At 37.1% G+C, this 21239-nt stretch carries 18 protein-coding genes; 15 read left to right on the forward strand and 3 right to left on the reverse strand.

Translation table 11 applies throughout. From position 1 onward, the window contains the following. Positions 1 to 139 precede the first annotated feature (139 nt). From nirB to pflA, 4 genes are all read left to right on the forward strand, one after another. On the forward strand, positions 140 to 2560 hold the full coding sequence (nirB, locus tag GKP30_RS20355) for a nitrite reductase large subunit NirB (protein ID WP_216831305.1): 2421 nt from the start codon (positions 140 to 142) through the stop codon (positions 2558 to 2560). A gap of 14 nt (positions 2561 to 2574) precedes the next feature. Then, positions 2575 to 2901: a nitrite reductase small subunit NirD gene (gene nirD, locus GKP30_RS20360; protein ID WP_216831306.1), complete on the forward strand. Its 327-nt coding sequence runs from the start codon at positions 2575 to 2577 to the stop codon at positions 2899 to 2901. Positions 2902 to 3146: 245 nt separating this feature from the next. Beyond that, positions 3147 to 5399, forward strand: coding sequence for a formate C-acetyltransferase (pflB, locus tag GKP30_RS20365; RefSeq protein WP_216831307.1), 2253 nt, complete (start codon positions 3147 to 3149; stop codon positions 5397 to 5399). Between the two features lie 137 nt (positions 5400 to 5536). Then, positions 5537 to 6268 (forward strand): pyruvate formate-lyase-activating protein, encoded by a 732-nt coding sequence (gene pflA, locus GKP30_RS20370; RefSeq protein WP_216831327.1) that lies wholly within the window; start codon positions 5537 to 5539, stop codon positions 6266 to 6268. Positions 6269 to 6308: 40 nt separating this feature from the next. On the opposite strand, the gene dctP is transcribed toward pflA, so the two are convergent. Further along, positions 6309 to 7346 carry a TRAP transporter substrate-binding protein DctP gene (dctP, locus tag GKP30_RS20375; RefSeq protein WP_216831308.1) on the reverse strand — a complete coding sequence of 346 codons (1038 nt, stop codon included), beginning with the start codon at positions 7344 to 7346 and terminating at the stop codon, positions 6309 to 6311. A gap of 220 nt (positions 7347 to 7566) precedes the next feature. Between dctP and moaA the strand changes: the two genes are divergently transcribed. After that, a complete protein-coding gene (gene moaA / locus GKP30_RS20380; protein ID WP_216831309.1) occupies positions 7567 to 8553 on the forward strand; it encodes a GTP 3',8-cyclase MoaA in 987 nt (328 codons plus the stop codon). A 252-nt stretch (positions 8554 to 8805) separates the two neighbouring features. Here moaA and GKP30_RS20385 read toward each other — a convergent pair whose 3' ends face one another. Next, positions 8806 to 9561, reverse strand: coding sequence for an Mrp/NBP35 family ATP-binding protein (locus GKP30_RS20385; RefSeq protein WP_216831310.1), 756 nt, complete (start codon positions 9559 to 9561; stop codon positions 8806 to 8808). 148 nt (positions 9562 to 9709) lie between these two features. On the opposite strand from GKP30_RS20385, the gene GKP30_RS20390 reads away from it, so the two are divergent. From GKP30_RS20390 to GKP30_RS20425, 8 genes are all read left to right on the forward strand, one after another. Continuing rightward, a complete protein-coding gene (locus GKP30_RS20390) occupies positions 9710 to 11419 on the forward strand; it encodes a methyl-accepting chemotaxis protein (protein WP_216831311.1) in 1710 nt (569 codons plus the stop codon). Between the two features lie 247 nt (positions 11420 to 11666). Then, complete coding sequence (locus tag GKP30_RS20395; protein ID WP_407928650.1) at positions 11667 to 12779, forward strand: TIGR04053 family radical SAM/SPASM domain-containing protein; 1113 nt, start codon at positions 11667 to 11669, stop codon at positions 12777 to 12779. Positions 12780 to 13229: 450 nt separating this feature from the next. Beyond that, on the forward strand, positions 13230 to 14372 hold the full coding sequence (locus GKP30_RS20400; protein ID WP_216831313.1) for an MFS transporter: 1143 nt from the start codon (positions 13230 to 13232) through the stop codon (positions 14370 to 14372). 1 nt (position 14373) lies between these two features. Then, entirely contained in the window at positions 14374 to 16497 is a 2124-nt protein-coding gene (locus tag GKP30_RS20405) for a molybdopterin oxidoreductase family protein (RefSeq protein WP_216831314.1), read from the forward strand. Positions 16498 to 16519: 22 nt separating this feature from the next. Continuing rightward, positions 16520 to 17062: a 4Fe-4S dicluster domain-containing protein gene (locus GKP30_RS20410; RefSeq protein ID WP_216831315.1), complete on the forward strand. Its 543-nt coding sequence runs from the start codon at positions 16520 to 16522 to the stop codon at positions 17060 to 17062. 30 nt (positions 17063 to 17092) lie between these two features. Beyond that, positions 17093 to 17626, forward strand: a complete 534-nt coding sequence (locus GKP30_RS20415; protein ID WP_216831316.1) for a QcrA and Rieske domain-containing protein — start codon at positions 17093 to 17095, stop codon at positions 17624 to 17626. Further along, positions 17619 to 17813, forward strand: a complete 195-nt coding sequence (locus GKP30_RS20420; protein WP_216831317.1) for a hypothetical protein — start codon at positions 17619 to 17621, stop codon at positions 17811 to 17813. Before GKP30_RS20415 ends, GKP30_RS20420 begins: the two co-directional genes overlap by 8 nt. Positions 17814 to 18251: 438 nt before the next feature. Beyond that, positions 18252 to 18962 carry a Crp/Fnr family transcriptional regulator gene (locus tag GKP30_RS20425; protein WP_216831318.1) on the forward strand — a complete coding sequence of 237 codons (711 nt, stop codon included), beginning with the start codon at positions 18252 to 18254 and terminating at the stop codon, positions 18960 to 18962. Between the two features lie 100 nt (positions 18963 to 19062). On the opposite strand, the gene GKP30_RS20430 is transcribed toward GKP30_RS20425, so the two are convergent. Next, entirely contained in the window at positions 19063 to 19605 is a 543-nt protein-coding gene (locus tag GKP30_RS20430) for a hypothetical protein (RefSeq protein ID WP_216831319.1), read from the reverse strand. Positions 19606 to 19790: 185 nt separating this feature from the next. Here GKP30_RS20430 and GKP30_RS20435 point away from each other — a divergent pair, with 185 nt between their 5' ends. Together GKP30_RS20435 and GKP30_RS20440 are read left to right on the forward strand one after the other, a co-directional pair. Beyond that, positions 19791 to 20507, forward strand: a complete 717-nt coding sequence (locus GKP30_RS20435; RefSeq protein ID WP_216831320.1) for a YwiC-like family protein — start codon at positions 19791 to 19793, stop codon at positions 20505 to 20507. 129 nt (positions 20508 to 20636) lie between these two features. Then, a complete protein-coding gene (locus GKP30_RS20440; protein ID WP_216831321.1) occupies positions 20637 to 21233 on the forward strand; it encodes a TetR/AcrR family transcriptional regulator in 597 nt (198 codons plus the stop codon). Positions 21234 to 21239 lie beyond the last annotated feature (6 nt).

Raw genomic sequence — 21239 nt, forward strand, 5'->3', positions numbered from 1 at the left:
TACTTTAATGTATAGAGTGTGATTTTTATCACAGTTTCATCAAGTTTGTACTTGCTATACTGATATCATAAAACATTATAAACAAATAGTTATTGACGCATATATTTGTGAAATGGTGAGCAAACGGAGGTCGTAAAAAATGGAGAAAAAGAAACTAGTCATGATAGGAAACGGAATGGCAGGCGTTAGAGTTATTGAAGAACTGTTAAAAATAAACCGTGATTTATATGATATAACGATTTTTGGAAAAGAACCGCATCCAAACTACAACCGGATCCAATTATCAAACATCCTCCAAGGGGAAATGAACTTTGAAGATACGATCATTAACCTTTTGGACTGGTATAAAGATAATGGAATTGAGTTGTTTACGGGGGAAATGGTTACAAAAGTAGATCCGCACCAACAGCTAGTTTATTCAGATAAAGGACAAGTTCTTCCATATGATGAACTGATTATAGCTACTGGTTCAAAGCCATTTATTTTACCTATTCCTGGTGCCGAGCTTTCAGGAGTCATTGGGTTTAGAGATATTGGAGATTGTGTAACCATGATGGAAGTCGCTAAGCAGTATAAAAAAGCAGTCGTAATTGGAGGGGGACTTCTTGGACTCGAAGCTGCAAAAGGATTACTGCATTTAGGTATGGAAGTTGATGTTGTTCATTTAGTGGATGATTTAATGGAGAAACAGCTAGATGCTGTTGCTTCTAGTATGTTAAAACATGCTTTAGAAGAGCAAGGGATGAACTTCCTCATGCCAAAATCAACGACTGAAATTATGGGAACAGATCGAGTAGAGGGTGTTTGTTTTTCTGACGGAAGTGAAGTGCAAGCAGATTTAGTCGTAATGGCTGCTGGGATTGTTCCAAACATTGACTTTATTAAAGGTAGTGGCATTTATATCAATCGTGGCATTGTAGTAAATGATTATCTAGAAACGAATATTCCTCATGTGTACGCTGTGGGGGAATGTGCGGAACACCGAGAAGTTGTTTATGGATTAGTGGCTCCTTTATATGAACAAGGAAAAGTTTTAGCTAATCGTTTGTGTGGGGTGAAAGAAGAGGGTTACGAAGGGTCATTGTTAGGAACACAGCTCAAAGTAGCTGAAATTGATTTGTTTTCAGCTGGAGAAATTTATGATGATCCATCAACGAAAACGATAAAAGTTCATAATGAATATGAAGGAGTCTATAAGAAGGTTTTAGTTAGAGATAATCGAATTGTCGGTGTTGTTTTATATGGTGATACAAAAGATAGTTCAAGATTATTTAGAATGTTAACGAACAAAGAAGATATTTCAGATCAAGCGACAATCTCTTTCTTACAAGCGCCAGGAGCGGATGCGAAGACTGACGTTGGGGCGATGCCAGATAATGAAGTTATTTGTGGTTGTAACGGAACGACTAAAGGAACGATTGTCGGTGCCATTCAACAACAAGGACTTGCAACAATTGAGCAAGTAGGTGGTTGTACAAATGCAGGAAGATCATGCGGGCGCTGCAAACCATTAATTGGTGAAATTCTAGAACATGCACTAGGTTCTGAATATGAATTGACTGCTCAAAAAGAAACATTATGTGGGTGTACAACTTTTAGTCGAGATGAAGTCATAGCTGAAATTAAAGATAAAGGATTAACTTCACCAAAAGAAGTCATTATGGTTCTGAACTGGAATGAAGAGCAAGGCTGCTCAAAATGCCGTCCAGCGTTAAATTACTATCTCGGTATGATTAATCCAGAATATAAAGATGATAGAAATTCTCGTCTTGTAAATGAAAAATTACATGCTAACATTCAAAAAGATGGAACGTATTCAGTTGTTCCTAGAATGTACGGTGGAGTGACGACAGCTGAAGATTTAAGAAAGCTTGCTGATGTAGCTGATAAGTATAATGTGCCACTCGTCAAATTAACAGGTGGACAACGAATTGGTTTATTTGGATTGAAAAAAGAACAACTCCCTCAAGTGTGGGAAGAGCTAGGTATGCCGTCTGGATATGCTTACGGAAAGACGCTTCGTACAGTGAAAACGTGCGTAGGTTCACAGTTCTGTCGATTTGGTACTCAAGATTCGATGAGTCTCGGTATTGAATTAGAGAAACGCTTTGAACGCCTCGATACACCACATAAATTCAAGATGGGTGTATCCGCTTGTCCGAGAAACTGTGCAGAATCTGGAATTAAAGATATCGGGGTTGTTGGAGTTGATGGCGGTTGGGAATTGTATGTCGGTGGAAACGGGGGTACAGACTTACGTGCTGGAGACTTCTTCTGTAAAGTCAAAACGGAACAAGAAGTATTTGAAATGGCTGGTGCCTTTTTACAGTATTATCGTGAAACAGCAAAATATTTAGAAAGAACATCTCACTGGGTGGACCGCCTTGGGTTAGACCACATTAAAGAAGTAGTAGCCGATGCTGAAAAACGAGCTGAATTAAATGCAACGCTGCAAAAAACAGTGAGTCGTTATGAAGAGCCGTGGCAAAAAATTAATGAGGATGAAAGTATCCTTCAAGCATATTTCAAAACAACAACTATACCAGTGCCTGTTAAGTAGAGAGGAAGATTAGAATGATGAAAACAAGACAAGCTATTAAGCTTTGTTCATTTTATGAACTGCCAGAGATGATTGGTCAAGTATTTTCTGTCGGCGGGGAGGAGATTGTTATCTTTCGCCTGACAGATGGTACGGTTCGTGCGATCGAAAATAAAAGTCCACACCCAAAAGGAGGCATCCTATCCGAAGGTCTTGTCAGCGGTCACTTTGTTTATTGCCCACTGTATGACTGGAAAATCTCACTAATTGATGGAAATGTACAAGCTCCTGATGAAGGTCGAGTTAAGACCTATAATATTGAGGTCTCAGATGATATTGTGAACCTAATTTTCGATGAATAAGAATAGATGGAAGAACCTCGTTCAATTACGTCTAATTCGTGAACTGAACAATATGTGACACGATTTTGTGATTTATATCACAGTCTGAAATACTACTGCATTGTTATACTATTTCTATAGATTATATTAAAAAAATTAGAAAAGACGCTATTAAAAAGTTAGGTTGTTTATATTCATATAGTAATTCATTAATCATTTTTAATAGCGTCTCAATCCCATTGTTAATTTTCAAGGAGTTGAAAAAGATGAGTCATCCAAACAGTTTTAGAAAAGGTAATTGGAATCAAGAAATTGATGTTAGGGATTTCATTCAAAAGAACTATACACTTTACGATGGTGATGACGCTTTTCTTGTAGGAGCAACCGAAAACACTAAAAAATTATGGGAACAAGTGATGGAGCTTACTAAAAGAGAACGTGAAAACGGTGGCGTATATAATTTAGATACTGAAATCGTTTCTACTATTACATCACATGGCCCAGCATACCTAGATAAAGAGAAGGAAACAATTGTCGGTTTCCAAACGGATCAACCGTTCAAACGTTCATTACAGCCGTATGGTGGTATTCGCATGGCAGCAACAGCTTGTGAAGCATACGGTTACAAGATGGATGAAGAAGTAGATCGCTTTTTTACAGACCATCGAAAAACGCATAACCAAGGTGTATTTGATGCATATACAGATGAAATGAAACTGGCGAGAAAAGTCGGGATCATTACAGGATTGCCCGATGCTTATGGGCGCGGAAGGATTATTGGTGATTACAGACGAGTTGCTTTATATGGTGTCGATTTCTTAATTAATGAGAAGAAACAATCACTTCAAGAAATGGGCAAAAGAATGTCCGAAGAAGTAATCCGTTTAAGAGAAGAGATTGCTGAACAGATTAAGTCGCTCCAAGAATTGAAAACACTTGCTGCTTCTTATGATTTTAATATTTCTGAGCCAGCAACTACGGCAAAAGATGCCTTCCAATGGTTGTACTTTGGCTACTTAGCTGCAATTAAAGAACAAAACGGTGCGGCAATGAGCTTAGGACGAGTCTCAACGTTTCTAGATATTTATATTGAAAATGATCTAAAAGAAGGCCGTTTAACAGAAGAAGAAGCACAAGAATTAGTCGATCATTTTGTCATGAAATTACGTCTCGTCAAATTTGCGAGAACACCGGATTATAACGAACTCTTTAGTGGCGATCCGACATGGGTAACTGAATCAATCGGCGGGGTTGGAATAGATGGCAGACCTTTAGTAACAAAAACGTCGTTCCGTTTCATTCACACGCTAACAAACCTAGGTCCAGCACCAGAACCCAATCTAACTGTGCTTTGGTCAACGAACTTGCCAGAAAACTTCAAACGCTATTGTGCAAATATGTCGATCCAAACAAGTTCACTTCAATACGAAAATGATGATCTAATGCGTGTAGAATTTGGTGACGATTATGGAATTGCTTGTTGTGTATCCGCGATGCGAATTGGGAAGCAAATGCAATTCTTTGGTGCAAGAGCAAACTTAGCTAAAACGCTTTTATATGCGATTAACGGTGGAATTGATGAAAAAGCAAAAATTCAAGTTACACCGATGTTTGAAAGAATTACGAGTGATTACCTAGACTATGAAGAAGTAATGGCCAAGTTTGATCATGTCATGGAGTGGTTAGCTGAGCTTTATATTAATACATTAAATATCATTCATTATATGCATGACAAATATAATTACGAACGGATTGAAATGGCTCTTCACGACAATGAAATTTTACGTACGATGGCGACAGGAATTGCAGGTCTATCTGTAGTTGCTGACTCATTAAGTGCGATTAAGCACGCAAAAGTAAAAACAGTCCGTGATGAAAACGGAATAGTCGTTGATTATATCGTTGAAGGGGAATACCCTCAATACGGAAACAATGATGATCGTGTCGATGAAATTGCTCAAGATATCGTCAAACGCTTTATGAAAAAGTTGAAAATGCATGATACGTATCGTCAATCTACAACGACAATGTCCATCTTAACAATTACTTCTAATGTCGTTTATGGGAAGAAAACAGGAACTACACCAGACGGAAGAAAAGATGGCGAGCCGTTTGCACCAGGGGCAAATCCTCTTCACGGTAGAGATAAAAAAGGAGCGCTCGCTTCATTAAATTCGGTAGCTAAATTACCTTACCAACATTCTCTAGATGGAATTTCAAACACATTCTCCATCGTTCCTAAGGCGTTAGGTAAAGAGACAGAAGATCGTATGACAAATTTAGTGGCTATCTTAGACGGTTATTCTGAGAAAAACGGGCATCACTTAAACATTAACGTCTTTGATCGTGATACATTATTAGATGCAATGGATCACCCTGAATTGTACCCACAATTAACAATCCGTGTATCAGGTTATGCAGTGAACTTTATTAAATTATCTAGAGAACAACAATTAGATGTAATCAATCGTACATTCCATGACTCCATTGGAGGAAAGCATTTAGTAACACCAGTATAAATAAATGTCAAAAAAGTACGGTAAAAAATGATAGGTGTCATATAAAAAAGGTAGGTATCAGGCACCTTTAGTTCGCTAAAGGTGCCTGTACCATTAATAAATAATATCATCATGAATCTATTTAAAAGGGGCTTCTAATTATGAAAGGTTACGTGCATTCAGTAGAGACATCAGGTATGGTAGACGGCCCAGGTATTCGTTATGTCATTTTCATGCAAGGCTGCTTATTAAGATGTCAATTTTGTCATAATCCTGATACATGGGAACAAAAGAAGGGTGAACCTGTTGACGTGGAGGATCTTATTCGTGACATTGAGACGTATATCCCGTATTTAAAACGATCCAACGGGGGAGTTACTGTAAGTGGAGGAGAACCACTTTTACAAATCGACTTTTTGATTGCCTTATTTAAAAGATGTAAAGAATTAGGTCTCCATACGACAATTGATACATCTGCAGGTTGCTTTTCAAGGAGCCAGTCTTTCCTTAAGTCGTTAGATGAACTCCTCCAATATACAGATTTGTTTTTACTAGACTTGAAACAAATAAATAATGAAAAGCATAAGCTGTTAACTACAGTACCCAACACGCACATTTTACAGTTCGCGCAGTTGTTAGCTGAAAAGCAACAGCCTGTTTGGATTAGACATGTACTAGTTCCTGGTATAACCGATTCAAATCAAGATCTAGAAAGACTAGCATCTTTTATTAAAACCCTTACCAATGTAGAGAAGGTTGAAATCCTTCCATATCATCAAATGGGTGTATATAAATGGAAGGAACTAGGTTTAGAATACCCACTTTCTCACGTAAATCCACCAGACGAAGAAACAGTAGAAAGAGCAAAACAAATTTTAAAAATTAAGTAATAAACGGCTGACATTCTAAGTCAGCCGTTTTACATATGTGCTATTCTATTTTCTGAATTCTTTCGATATATTCTCCATATTTATCAGAATGCTTTTCATATACAGGCTCAACAAGTTGACGGAAAGCATCTAGGTCTAGGTCTTTACTTTCAATAATCTCCACGCCGTTATCAATTAAACCTTGTTTTTGTTCTGCTTCCAACTCTTGAGAGATGTTACGTTGAATCTGCGCATACTCTTTACCGAGGGTTGTAATGACTTCTTGAACGTCAGCAGGTAGTGTATTATATAAATCCTCATTCATTAACAGTGTTGCCGAAGCATAGTATAGACCTGCTTCAGAAAGGTATTTTGTTTGTTCGTATACATTCGTACTCCAAATAACTCCGTAGGAAAAATCAGAACCATCAATTACACCTTGTTGAAGACCTCCATACACCTCTGGAAACGCCATTGGAGTTGCATTAGTTCCTAGTGCACTGTAGGTATCAAGTAAAAGTTCACTTTCTATCGTTCTCATTTTTAAGCCTTTTAAATCTTCTGGAGTTTTAATAGGATGTACATTATTAGCTAAATGGCGCTGACCATTCTCCCAAAAAGCAATTCCTTTTAATCCAGACTCTGACATTTTACCTAGTATTTCTTGACCAACTTCACCATCTAATGTTTTATAGGCATGATCTAAATCTCTAAATAAAAACGGAAATTCAAGCGCTGTTACTTCTGGAACAAAGTTACTTACTACACCCGTCGTTATTACACTCATATCTAAAGTGCCTAGTTGGACACCTTCTAATAATTCTCTTTCTCCTCCTAATGATCCGTTGCCGAAAATCTCAAATTGGATTTGTCCATTTGTTGCTTCCTCTACCGCTTCTGCATAAGCTTCAAAACCTAGAGCATAAGCTTCACCTGGTGGAGCGATATGGCCTACCTTGAATGTAATAGGTTCTTGTGTGTTATTGATGTTTTCACTGTCGCTAGTTTCATTTGTTGTACTGTTTGATCCTCCACAAGCTGTTAGTCCAACGAGACAAACAACTGAAGACAGGATCAATACCAAAGATTTCTTTTTCATTTTAGCTGCCCCCTAGTTTACTATTAGTATAGTAACATCTACTACTTTAATGCATAAAAGCGTTTAAGTATAAAAGTTGTTTACTATTATAAACCATTTATCCTTTAATTGCATTAATATTTTCAATTTTGTTTCAGTTTTCGAGGACTTCTCTTTAGTGATATTTTTCACAGCATAAAACACTACCGTTTGATAAAGTTAGGTTAAAGGAAGTGATGATATGAATTTAGTCGATCGATTTGATCGGAAACATGATTATTTAAGAATTTCGGTTACAGATCGATGTAATCTCCTTTGTCATTATTGTGTACCTAACGGCAGTCACGATTGTACAAGTTTTCAGAATCTACTAACAGATGATGAAATAGTTAATATCGTCAGTGCGGGCGCACAACTCGGAATTAAAAAGGTTCGTATAACAGGTGGAGAGCCGCTGGTTCGCAAGGGCCTACCACAGTTAATAGGAAGATTAAATGAAATACGTGGAATTGAAGATATAGCTTTAACGACTAATGGGATTTTTTTAGCTAAGTATGCAAAGGCGTTAAAGGAAGCAGGCTTAAACCGAATTAATATTAGTCTCGATACATTGAATGAAAAGAAGTATAGAAAAATTACAAGAAATGGACATTTGAAAGATGTACTAGAAGGAATACAAGCAGCAATTGATTATAATCTTAAACCCATCAAAATAAATGTTGTCTTAATAAAAGATTACAATGTGGATGAAGTCGAAACATTTTTAAGATGGACACAAAATGAAAATATTCAAATTCGTTTTATTGAATATATGCCTATAGGTAATCAACAGTCGGAATGGGCGAAACAGTATCAATCTTTATCGATTGTGGAGGTTATCGCTAGAAAAATGGGCCAGTATACGGAGCATGAGAAACAACAACTAGCAGGTCCAGCAAGGATCTTTTCCTTTAAAGGTGCAAAAGGAAGCTTTGGATTAATTCATCCAATATCTAATGAGTTTTGTGCGAGTTGCAATCGACTTCGACTTACTGCCGACGGTCATTTGAAATCATGTTTATTCTGGGAAGCTGAAGTTCCTATAAAACCTATAGCTAATGATCCTTCTTTATTAATAGAAGCTTATAAGCGAGCATTATTTTTAAAACCGAAAAACCATGAAATGGGGCAAGTGATGTATGAGCAAGGAGCCCCAACCACTCGAGCCATGTCGGCTATTGGTGGTTAACGTATTATTTATTGTACTGACAATCAGTAAAGTACCCATACTTTAGTAAATCTTCTATGGGAACTTTACGTTATTCCTCATAGTAGATATTTACTTGAGTTGACTTCGTTTATTATGAAGTCAACTTCTTTTTTTTGGGGACCTGTTTTGTCTGGTGTTAATTTTAGGATCAGCTGAAATCGGCAATATGGACAACTAAGAAAAGCCGTATCACTTAAGGGGAACGGCTTTTCTTATTAGTTTTATTGATATTTAGTTTATTGCTGCCTTTTTCGTAAGAAGACTATCTAGTTGAAGTGCAAGGTTATTAAAGTGGTTAAATAAATTTGTTGTTTCATCATAGATTGTTGGAACTTCACCAGCCTCGTTAGGTACGGCCATAGGTAATGAAGCTAGAATTTTAGTATCCAATGTTTGCGCTAGTGCTTCACCACCGCCTTTTCCGAAAAGATAGTACTTTTCATCTTGGTTAGGAGGGGAGAAGTAAGCCATATTTTCAATAACTCCTAAAATTTCATGGTTTGTATTTTGAGCCATCGTTCCTGCACGTTCAGCTACATGGGTTGCTGTTGCGTGAGGTGTTGTAACGATAATTTCTTTACATTCAGGAACCATGTGATGCAGATCAAGCGCAACATCCCCTGTTCCTGGTGGCATGTCTAAAATCACATAATCAAGCTTACCCCAAATCACATCCTTGAAAAAATGCTCAATCATTCGTCCTAGCATCGGACCACGCCAAACAATTGGCTGATTACCACGAACCATAAATCCAGTCGACATGACACTTAACCCATGAGAGCCAACAGGGATAATTTTATTATTTATGGTTTTTGGACGATCTGTGATATTTAACATTTTCGGAACACTAAAGCCATAAATATCTAAATCTATGATTGCAACATTTTTATTTAATCGAGATAGAGCAAGGGCAAGGTTGACAGATACTGTTGATTTTCCAACGCCACCTTTTCCACTAGTTACCGCAATTACATTTTCAGAGATCATGTTTTTCACTCCTAATTTATTAATATACAAAAAGGTATACCCCTATTTTAGTATTATTCTTTTATTTAGGATGTGACTTTTCTCACAACGGTAGACTATTAAAATGGGTACAATCTATTAATAAACAAAAGATGAAGAAGGTGAAGATATGAAGAAAAAGGATAGTGTAATCGTTAAGTTAGGGTTAATCATTTTTACGACAATTTTTATTTCGATGGTGATTATCTCAGTATCGAATTACCGAATTATTTATGAAAAAGTGAAAGAGGCTGCTGCTATTGAATTGTACGGATGTGCCAATATTACAACTGGACTTCTAAACCCAAATGACATTGAACAGCTTGCCCAAGGAAACTTATCGAAAGCCGAGGAAATTGGACAACTTATTAGTTGGACCGTCGATCATAAAGACATTTTCGAGACACAATACATACTTTCGCTTGAGGGGAAGGTACTAGCTGCTGATGTGAACTTGCAAGCACAAGGCTTTCAAGCAGGTGATATGTTCTATCTAGATGAAAAAGCATTACAAATGATGCAGTCAATGGGGCACCCGCATTATTCAGACATTTATGAATTCGGTGGAATGAAAAGACTTACAGGATATGCACCGATTTTTAAAGACCATGACCCGAGTAAGGAAATGATTGCTATTAGTGCGATTGATTTTGATGCAAGTATTGTTCACGAGAGAACTTGGGATATGGTAAAGGGCGGAATTTTATTTGGCATTATTCCATTATTAATTACGACAGTCGTTACAATTTGGTTTGTTAGAAGAACGATGAAACCTATTTCCAACTTTATTATATATGCGAAAAAAATTGCTCAAGGAGATCTAACAGCACCACGGATTAGAATTGATCGAAAAGATGAAATCGGAGAATTAGCAAGCGATTTTAATCGTATGGTCGATCAACTTCAGGAAATGGTTGGTAACGTTTCCGAAAGTTCATATCAAGTTGCAGCAACATCAGAGCAATTATCCGAGCAAGCTAAGCATGTGACAACTGCTACTGAACTAAATTCGGAAAGAATTAGAAATATTCAGGATGACTCTCAGCAGCAAGTAAAAAAATCTAATCATATTAATGAAGTTGTTACTGATATTTCAAATAATATGGAAAGAATACTTCTACAAATGGAAAAAACTACTAAAGTTTCAAAGCTAGCAAATGTTAAGGCAGATACGGGGGATGAGGTTATTAATCGGGCAATTGAGCAAATGGAGATGATTAAACAAAGTTCGGTATCAATGAAACAAACGATGAGCGGACTTGATCAAAAGTCAGAACAGATTAACGAAATTATCTCCATGATAACAGCCATAGCCGACCAAACGAATTTACTTGCATTGAATGCAGCAATTGAGGCTGCTCGTGCAGGTGAACACGGGAAAGGATTTGCAGTTGTTGCTGAGGAAGTTCGTAAATTAGCGGAACAGTCTTCTTCTGCTACAAAAGAGATTCGTGAATTAATTGTGCAAATCCAGGAAGAAACAACAGAAGCAGTGAAAACATCATCTACTGGTGATCAAACAGTCACAAAGGGAATTGAAGTGATGAACCAAGCAGGGGAGTCTTTCCACGATATTTCAGAAACGATTAATGAGATAACCAGTGAAGTTTATCAAATTAGTAATAGACTAGAGCAAATGAATGTTGAAATCCAAAGAATAGTTGAATTAACCGAAATGATCGTGGGTATTGCTGAACGACACGCAGAACATACGGACTTTGTTGCAGACTCTACTGAACAACAGACAGCGGCAATGCAAGAAGTGAGAGCAGCTTCTAGTGAATTAACGTTAATGTCAGAAACATTACAAGAGAAAATTAATCACTTTAAACTAAGATAGTATAGGAGGTAATGATTTTTTTATATCGCCACTGGAGAAAAAAACTAGGTGACTGTGGTAACGAAGAGGGCCCTATAGAGGTACAAACGAAAATTAAGAAGTGTCCCAGCTTAAAGCCTACAGGAAAATAACTAATACAAAAGAATTGTGATAGAGTTCACAGTCAGGCTTTACTTATTCTTCTATAGTAAAGGTAGATGTATGTATGCATTGATATTTCTCTATGAGGAGAGTGGCAATAATGGCTATGAATATAAACAAAATCAACCGAAATTATAACGAATATCCTTTCATCGTCATATGGGAGGTTACGAGAGCATGTGCTTTAAAATGTTTACACTGTCGTGCTGAAGCCCAATACAAAGAAGATCCAAGACAGTTGTCTTTTGAAGAAGGAAAGAAATTAATTGATCAAATAGCAGAGATGGATAATCCACTGTTTGTGTTCACAGGTGGAGATCCGCTTATGCGACCAGATCTCTTTGATTTGGCGAAATATGCAATCGATGAAAAAAAACTTGCCGTTTCGATGACACCGAGTGCTACACCGAAAGTTACAAGGGCGGCTGTAGAACAAGCTAAGACAGTCGGCTTATCGAGGTGGGCATTTAGTTTAGATGGGTCCAATGCGGAAATTCATGATTACTTCCGTGGAACGAATGGATCTTTTGATCGAACGATGAAAGGTATTTCTTATTTAAAAGAATTAAATATTCCTATTCAAATTAATACAACGGTTTCAAATTATAATTTCGATGATTTAGAACGGATTAGTGAGTGTGTAAAAGAAATGGGGGCTGTTCTTTGGAGTTTATTTTTCCTAATACCAACAGGGAGAGCGCAACAGAAAGATATGCTCTCACCAAAGCAGCATGAGGAAGTCATGAAATGGCTCGTTAAGGTGCAGCAAAAAATGCCGTATCATGTAAAAGCAACAGAAGCACCACATTACAGAAGGGTGTTTTTACAAAATAAACAGAGTGTCGATCGAAAAATAAACACCTTATATAACCAGTCTTCTTTTAAAAATCCACAAAAACACGTTGATGTACTTGGGAGAGCCCCTAAAGGCGTTAATGATGGTGACGGTTTTGTGTTTATTAGTCACATTGGCGATGTTTATCCTAGTGGCTTTTTGCCTGTTAAATGCGGTAATGTTCGGGAGCATTCGTTGTTAGATATCTACCAAAGTTCTCCTGTAATGCAGGCATTACGTAATAAGTCCTTATTAAAAGGTAAATGTGGTGTTTGTGAGTATAAAGAGATTTGCGGCGGCTCACGAGCACGGGCTTTTGCCGTACATGGAGATTATTTAGAAAGCGATCCTAGCTGTAATTATATGCCCGTTGCATTAGCATAACTTGCATTAAGTAATGGAGCTTCAATCAATTGATTGAGGCTTTTTATTATGAAGTTTTTTCTAGAGGTATATGAACTATTAATTGTTTTTTTCCTGGATCGTGACAACGTTTAATCCAGGTAACTTCATAATTAAACTGATACCTAGATTTAACTTTTGATTATAATCTGTTTTATAACATGCTCCTTATTTAGTTACCCTTTAACTCCTACTTGCAGTAAGCATCTTATTTAAAATGTGTCATAAAGTTCACATATCCTCTAAATAAAATCCTGTCTCCTGTAAAAACGGCGCCATTTCAACCTTTTACTATGCTTTAATATGAGCTTCCATTATTTTTTTACTATATTTTCTTACCTCGTGTGAAAAAACTCACAGTCCTAAAATCGAGCTGCATCTACAATAAGTTTAACAAAACAAATTGTGATTTAACGTAGAGGAGTGACAAGGATGACTCAGTTTGAAAAGTCCTTTTATTCAAAAACAAGTATGTATGCTTTTATTGTAGTTTTACTATTAATTATCTCGATGTGGGTAGGTACAAAGCAGTTCAGCCATGTGGACATGATGTTGTTTGGTTATCTAATATCATCGTTTGTCTTTGCGATTGGGATGACGGTTAGAATATGTGCTTGGTCAATGCGACCAGCCACTCACCATGTATTAAAAAGAACGATCCAAAACTTAAAAACTAGAAAAAGACAAAAACGTAATTTTAAATCTGTGATGCAGACATTAGTCGATAATATTTTATTCCAAAAATTTATTTTCAAGCGCGGCATATATCGGGGCATTCAACATTGGCTTGTAGCTTGGGGCTGTATCGGTTCTTTTGCGATTACATTTGGACTGACGTTTGGCTGGATGCACTTTAAACTCGTTGATGCCACGACGTACCAACTTGTAGTGATGGGGTTCCCAATGATCAAGATGGCGGCAGACGGATTATTCGCAGAATTAGTTTTTAACGGCCTAAACATTACCGCTTTAATGGTATTAGGTGGAGTAGTCATGATGATGATCCGACGCCAAAGAGACAAGGGTGTTCAAGTTACACAACGATTCGAATTTGACTTATTTCCTTTATATATGCTTCTAGCGATAACAGTATCTGGTTTATTTTTAACGGTTTCTTATAAATTTTTAGATGGCTTTATTCATTCTTATTTAGCGCTTTTTCACCAATTTACGGTTGTTATTTTCTTAGTATATTTCCCGTTCGGAAAGCTGTTCCACTTACCAATTCGTCCATTAGCTGTGGCGGTTCCGATGAACTACCAAGAGCAATTGAAGGTCGATACAAGACCATGTAAAAAATGTGGAACAACATATAGCAGTGACGATCAAATTGATGATGTTAAAGATATTTTAGGAGCGCAAGCATTTGACTTACAACTAAAAGACGGTTCCTATTTAGCGGACTACTGTCCATCGTGTCGAAGAAGAATGCGTGTAATGAGCCAATTAAACTTAGAAAATGCAGCAGGTAATCCTTTTGGACCTATCCAAACGAATAACGGCATTCACATTCCAGGGTTTGGCCGCAAACGTTCTGAAGACTTTTATGATGAAACAAGAGAAGGGGAGAAATAAAATGACTGACTATCTTGTAAAAGAAGGCGTACAAAACTTACAACATGAAGGAGAAAAGTTAATTTCAACACACTGTTGCTACTGCGGAATGCAGTGTGGAATGCACATTCGTTTAGATGAGAAAACAAATAAAGTCGTAGGAGTTGAACCTCGTTACGACTGGCCAGTAACACTTGGAAAGCTTTGTCCTAAAGGGGTAACCGCTTATCAAACGATCGATCACGACGAGCGAATTACAAAACCACTTATCAAAAAGAACGGACAATTTGTTGAAGCAACTTGGGAAGATGCGCTTGATCTGATTGAGAAAAACTTTAAAAAGCTGCAAAAAGAACACGGTAAAGATGCACTGAGTGTATTCGGTGGTGTATCGATGACAAATGAAAAATGTTACCTTGTTGGGAAATATGCTCGAGCTGTACTAGGTACACGTTATGTTGATTACAACGGTCGCTTCTGTATGAGTTCAGCTGCGGGTGGATTTATGCAAACATTAGGAACAGATAGAGGATCAACATTACCTTGGCCTGAGTTAGAGCATACGGATTGTTTCTTTATGGCTGGTTCAAATACGGCTGAATGTCATCCAACAAGTATTCAATGGTTATGGAAAGCGAGAGACAAAGGAGCGAAAATGATCGTTGCTGATCCTCGTGAAACTCCAACTGCTCGAATTGCCGATGTACATCTTGATCTTAGACCTGGAACAGATGACACATTAGCAAGTGGAATGCTTCACCTACTCATTAAAGAAGGCTATGTAGATGAGGCGTATGTCAACGAACGCTGTAATAACTATGAAGAATTAAAACAAGCAGTAGAAGGTTTTACACCTGAATTTACATCAAAAATTACGGGTATCGCTGTAGAAAAAATTGTGAAAGCAGCTCACATCTTTGGCCGTTCTCCTCGATCAGTTGTCATGTTTGCACGAGGTATTGAACAGCAATCCAAAGGTGTAGACAATGTTAGACTTTACACGTCAATGGCGCTTCTAAGAGGTCAAATTGGTAAATTCGCATCAGGTGTTGCAACATTTACTGGTCAAGCTAACGGTCAAGGTGGACGTGAACACGGTCAAAAAGCAGATGCACTTCCAGGTTACCGCAAAATTTCTGATCCAGAAGCAGTTAAATATGTCTCGAGTGTATGGGGTATTGACCCTGCTGATATGCCGAAAGAAGGAGTATCTGCCTACGAAATGTTTGATGAAATTGAGGAAGGTCGCATTCGCGGAATGCATGTAATGTGTAGTAATCCAGCGGTATCAGCACCTAACCTTCAACATATATGGAATGGATTTAATAAATTAGATTTTTTAGTTGTAAGTGACTTCTTTATGTCAGAAACTGCTGAATTTGCTGATGTTATTCTTCCAGTAACATCTTGGGCAGAAGACGAAGGGACAACGACTAATCTTGAAGGTCGAGTCATTCGTATTCGTAAAGTAAAAGACCCGATTGGAGAATCAAAAACAGATTGGCAAATTATGAAGGCGGTCGCAGAGCGAATGGATAAAGGACATTTATTCAACTACAACAATCCACGTGAGATCTTTGATGAGTTCCGCTTAGCTTCAAAAGGTGGAAAAGCTGATTATTACGGGATTACGTACGAGAGAATTGACCAAGAAGACGGTGTATTTTGGCCATGTCCTTCAGAAGACCACCCGGGAACACCAACGATGTTTAAACAGAAATTCGGAACGCCTGATGGAAAAGCAATTCTTCCAATTGTTAACTACCGAGACTCAGGAGAAGTCCCTGATGAGGAATATCCGTTGTATTTAACAACAGGACGTGTGGTTTTCCACTTCTTATCAGGAAGTCAAACGAGACGAACTGAATTTTTAATGCAGCAATGCCCGGTACCTTATGCAGAGATGCACCCAGCACTTGCAAGTCAATATGGCCTTGTAAATGGGGGCAAAGTGAAATTAATGACAAGACGTTCAGAAATGGAATTAGAAGTTCGCTTGACGAAAGCAATTCGTGAAGATACAGTGTTTGTTCCTTACCATTGGGGCAAAGAACTTGCGGTTAATGTCTTAACAAATCCAGCATTAGATCCAGTTTCGAGAATGCCTGAATTTAAAGTATGTTCGGTAAAAATGAAAAAGGCCTAAATGGGATAAGGAGTGTTTTATAATGAAAAAAGTTATGTATTTAGAATTTGAAAGGTGTATCGGCTGCCGCTCATGTCAAGCGGCATGCCGTGAATGTGGCGGGCACGATGCAAAAGAAAGAAACTACGTTGAATATGTTGACTTTATGGAAAGTAGACAAACGTTTCCTATGTTATGTATGCAATGTAAAGACCCAGCATGTGCACGAGTATGTCCGGCGAATGCAATTCAGATAACAGAAGAAGGCGTAGTCTTGTCTGCTATGGAAGAAAAATGTATTGGCTGTCGAAACTGTACGTTTGGTTGTCCGTTCGGAATACCGAAATTCGATTTTGAAGAAAATAAAATGTACAAATGTGATATGTGTTATGACAGAACACAATACGGGATTTCCCCTATGTGTGCCTCAGTTTGTCCTAGTGACGCGATCCGTTTTATCGATTTTGACGAAATGCAAGCTTTACGCAGACGTCGTACACAGATGAACTTAATCGAAGGAAAAAAACCTTCAGAACAAGATAAATGGCAATACGTACCTGAGTTTTTCGGGGTGTATTCGGATTAAAAATTTTCTAAGACCAGAGGAGGGACAGAGATGACGGATAAAAAGAAACTCGGTCGAAATCAAAAAAACAGTCAAGATGATATGGTTAATCTTGTTGATAATATTGATCGTGATGACGATTTAAAATTTAATCGTCGTGCTTTCTTAAAGACGGCAGTAGGAGCATCAGTCGCTTTAGGACTTGCAACAGTACCATTTTCAGTACGTGCGATGCTCGGTTTTGCTGAAGATGATTTTGCAAGAACGGAAATAGCCAAAATGGTGGATATACCAAAAGGAAGTTCCATTACATTTAACTACCCAACAGATAATGATCCTGCCATTCTTATTCATACGAAAGCTGGTGAGTGGTTAGCGTATAACAGTGCTTGTCCACACTTAATGTGTCCAGTTTTTTATGAACCAGAAAAAGAAGAATTAGTTTGTCCGTGTCATAAAGGATATTTTGACTTACACAGCGGACAACCGATGGCTGGCCCGCCGCAACGAGAGTTACCGCTAATCGAAATTGAATTAAATAATGGGGTCGTGTATGCAGTGGGAAGGAAAATTCGCCATGGGTAAAAAAATATGCTGGGCCATTATATTAATAACTATTGCTGTGAATGTCGTAATGCTACAATGGACGATTGAAGCGTATCTGGGTGTCGAGTATGAGAAAATTTATACTTATACAATTGTTGGAGTCGTTTCATCGGTTATTGCATTTTTAACGTACTTAAAGTGGCGGAAATTAGAATACACCAATTAGTAGAAAATAGCCAACATGTGCCAACTAAAGTGGTCTTTTGAGGACAATTTTAGCAGCTTTGTTGGCTTTTTTCACCTTTTCTAAAAAGACTTACTTTCTGTATTGTGTCAATTTCACCAAGGATTTAGGCAGTTGATCGCAGTGCAGATTATTAACAAAAGGCCGAAGTAGGGAAAAATACACCTAAGCAATTCAGGGTATTCACCGATTGATAATACATAACAGCTAACGTATCATTTAGAAGTAATTAATTTTGCATAAGTACGGTATTAATAGTATTTACAACGGAAAAACTAATCGATGCGAAATGTTGGTTAACCATCGAATGCGAAGTTTATTAATAGCGAGACATTTCATATAGTAAATTACTTATTAAAAATCTTTTGTAAAGTTTACACATAAATGCAACTAGAAAAGTAAAATTGGAGTGAAGTAATAGTGGAGAAGCGAACGGTAGAAATGAAAAGGTTTTTTAGTGAATTGTCCCATGAAAACCAACGAATTCTTTTAGATGTAGGTACGGACATCACAGCCGATGAAGGTACTGTATTATTTGTTGAAGGCGATTATCCAGAATTCGTATACTTAGTTCGTTCGGGGCAAGTTAGCTTAAGTAAGATGACGATTGATGGAAAAGAGTTTTCTGTTCATTTAAAACAAAAAGATGAACTAGTTGGCGAAGTTGGTTTATTCAACGAAATGGCAATTAGTGTAACTGCTAAAGTTGTTGGAAAAGCTAAATTAGTACGCTTTGAACGTGAACAATTAGAAAACTTATTTTGCCAAAATGGTGAAATTGCCATGGCGTTCATGAAGTGGTTCACAAGACACACCCAATCGACACAAGCTAAATTCCGAGATCTTTTACTTTGTGGTAAAACAGGGGCTATTTACTCAACATTAATTCGCTTTTCTAACTCTTATGGGATTGAACATGAAGAGGGCGTAAAAATAAACGTGAACTTAACGAATCAAGATTTGGCTAATTTTATTGGTACATCAAGAGAAAGTGTAAATCGTATGCTAAATGACTTAAAAAAAGAAGAGGTAATCGAGTTAGACGATGGCTATATCGTCATAAAAAACATCCAATTCTTAAAGGATTATTTGCACTGTGGCGATTGTCCAGTAGAAATATGTACAATTTAAAAGTGAGGCTGACTTATGCTTTTGCACCCCTCGTTATGGGGTTTGCTTGCGCAAATTAAGTCAACCTCTTTTTTGTTAGGGACCTACTTTAAGTCTTTACTTAGAAAAACTCGCCAGTTGCAGCGATGGACATATTATTATGCGTAAACACTTTTTCTCCAAAACGAGTCAACAAGGTAATACTTTTAATTTGAAATGCTTTTTCATCATCTAATACGTAGTCAACTAAAATCCCGTCTGCTAATTTTTCATCGCCATTGAAAATCTCTACTTTTTGCCCTTCCATCGAACGATGCTTCGCTTTTAATATAAACTCTCGCCATTGTATGAATTGATTATAAATAAAGGCTTTTCCACCATCTGGTAAATACCCGATAAAAGCCCTTTGATCATCAAGCTTTGGCTCTCTACAGTGAAGGAGGAGCTGCTCAATTAATTCATGAATTTTTTCAAATTCGACTAAATTTAATTCAGGAGGAAAAGAAAGAATCCAGCAACCTTCCTTTGGATGATGCACGATATTTAAGGCGTGTATGTGATTAAATTTTATTTGCAATTGGTCAGTGGAGTGACGCAATACATATCCATTAATGGTAACGTTCATTGGATTAAGCTCTTTGTAATAAATCGTAACGTTTAACATGAAAACATCCTTTCTAACCCACGTTATAGCTTCACTTTAACAAAATATAAATAGGTTGACAGTGCGAAAAATCACACGATGAATAGGTGTGATGGATATCACTTCGTCTTTCATTGTGATCTATTACACTAAGTGTAATGAAGGGTTTGGAACCTTTTGTATAACAATTGAAAGGCGAGATGACCATGAAATTATTTATTCCACGTGAGCATGGTGCATGGGCGATGTTAATTATTCCATACCTATTAGGATCGTTATTTAGCAATACAAATTGGACTCATTTCATTTTCTTCATCGGAATATTAAGTTTTTACTTTGCAACAGGACCTATTCTTTCTTATATTAGGAAACCTAAATTAGGGAATTCTGTTGTTCCAGCACTTTTACTATATTTTTTAATAGGATGCATATTTATAATCCCTGTGTTGCTTGAATATCCTTTTTTATTACTATTGTTTTTAATGATTAGTCCTTGTTTTCTCATAAATTTGTGGTTTGCAAAACAGAAAAAAGAACGATTGTTTATTAATGATGTTATTGCTATTATCGGTTTTTCGTTTTTAGTATTAGTTGCTTTTTATATCGGTAATGGTGAAATTCCAACGCAAGCATTTTTCCTCATGTTGATAAATGTATTTTTCTTTATTGGTAGTGTATTTCATGTTAAAACCTTTATTCGCGAACGTGGTAACAAACGTTTTCATAAGCTATCAAATTTTTATCATGGAGGGTTAATTATTGTACCAGTTTTACTAGGTTTGCCGTTTGTTGCGTTAGCGTTAGCAGCCAGTTCATTAAAAACTTGGATTATGCCTAAGAAAAATCTGAAACCAATTACTTTAGGTTTAATAGAATTAGGAAATAGTGTCGCTTTTGTGTTGCTTTTAGTTTTATTTATCTAATTGATTTTAGGTTCTAAAGATGCTCATTTTTATCAAATGTGATATGTCAAAAAAATTACGGTATTTAATGAAGAAAAACGTGTTTCGTTTTATAATGAAAAGCAAAGCATGATGAGAGTAGGGGAAGCTGTGGAAGAAAAAAAGACTTTACATTCATTAAAAGCACAAGAAAAAGAAGCACGAAGACAACTAATTATTGATGCAGCAATCTCACTATTTAGTAAGCGACCTATATCTGATGTAAGTGTTAGAGATATAGCCAAGCAGGCGGAAATTTCACCAGCGTTAATTTACCGACACTTTCAAGACCGGGATGCTCTATTCGTGGAAGCCTTCGTAAAAAAAAGTGAGGACATAATCAAAGGCTTTGAAAGAATGATGGATGAAAACGGGCAAATGAATGCCGAGGAGGTAGGGGTGGAATTTGTCAGTTATTTATTAGATAATGACTTGTTTTTTAGAATGATGACATATTTCATGCTAGATACGAACATCAATGAGAAATCACTACACAATTTTAATGAAAATATCCGACGGTTACTAGGGATGTTTGATGAAGTTTTTAAGGACAAGAAAACAGAGTCAGACATTCGACTTCACTCTCATGCCTTTTTCGCTGCTTTAAATGGCGTGTTAATTACGTACCGTCAATACCCAGGAAGAACGGAAAAACAAGTGAGAGAACATATGATACAACTAGCTAAAATAATCGGCAAACAATTCTAAACATAG

This window comes from Alkalihalobacterium elongatum, assembly GCF_019024285.1.
Taxonomy (GTDB): domain Bacteria; phylum Bacillota; class Bacilli; order Bacillales; family Bacillaceae_F; genus Alkalihalobacterium; species Alkalihalobacterium elongatum.

Bases quoted from the DNA above. Each gene is read 5' to 3' on its own strand.
- GKP30_RS20435 (WP_216831320.1), top strand. From the start codon at position 19,791: ATGAAATTATTTATTCCACGTGAGCATGGTGCATGGGCGATGTTAATT.
- nirD (WP_216831306.1), top strand. From the start codon at position 2,575: ATGATGAAAACAAGACAAGCTATTAAGCTTTGTTCATTTTATGAACTG.
- dctP (WP_216831308.1), bottom strand. From the start codon at position 7,346: ATGAAAAAGAAATCTTTGGTATTGATCCTGTCTTCAGTTGTTTGTCTC.
- GKP30_RS20400 (WP_216831313.1), top strand. From the start codon at position 13,230: ATGACTCAGTTTGAAAAGTCCTTTTATTCAAAAACAAGTATGTATGCT.
- GKP30_RS20405 (WP_216831314.1), top strand. From the start codon at position 14,374: ATGACTGACTATCTTGTAAAAGAAGGCGTACAAAACTTACAACATGAA.
- moaA (WP_216831309.1), top strand. From the start codon at position 7,567: ATGAATTTAGTCGATCGATTTGATCGGAAACATGATTATTTAAGAATT.
- GKP30_RS20395 (WP_407928650.1), top strand. From the start codon at position 11,667: ATGAATATAAACAAAATCAACCGAAATTATAACGAATATCCTTTCATC.
- GKP30_RS20415 (WP_216831316.1), top strand. From the start codon at position 17,093: ATGACGGATAAAAAGAAACTCGGTCGAAATCAAAAAAACAGTCAAGAT.
- nirB (WP_216831305.1), top strand. From the start codon at position 140: ATGGAGAAAAAGAAACTAGTCATGATAGGAAACGGAATGGCAGGCGTT.
- GKP30_RS20430 (WP_216831319.1), bottom strand. From the start codon at position 19,605: ATGTTAAACGTTACGATTTATTACAAAGAGCTTAATCCAATGAACGTT.
- GKP30_RS20390 (WP_216831311.1), top strand. From the start codon at position 9,710: ATGAAGAAAAAGGATAGTGTAATCGTTAAGTTAGGGTTAATCATTTTT.
- GKP30_RS20410 (WP_216831315.1), top strand. From the start codon at position 16,520: ATGAAAAAAGTTATGTATTTAGAATTTGAAAGGTGTATCGGCTGCCGC.
- GKP30_RS20420 (WP_216831317.1), top strand. From the start codon at position 17,619: ATGGGTAAAAAAATATGCTGGGCCATTATATTAATAACTATTGCTGTG.
- pflB (WP_216831307.1), top strand. From the start codon at position 3,147: ATGAGTCATCCAAACAGTTTTAGAAAAGGTAATTGGAATCAAGAAATT.
- GKP30_RS20385 (WP_216831310.1), bottom strand. From the start codon at position 9,561: ATGATCTCTGAAAATGTAATTGCGGTAACTAGTGGAAAAGGTGGCGTT.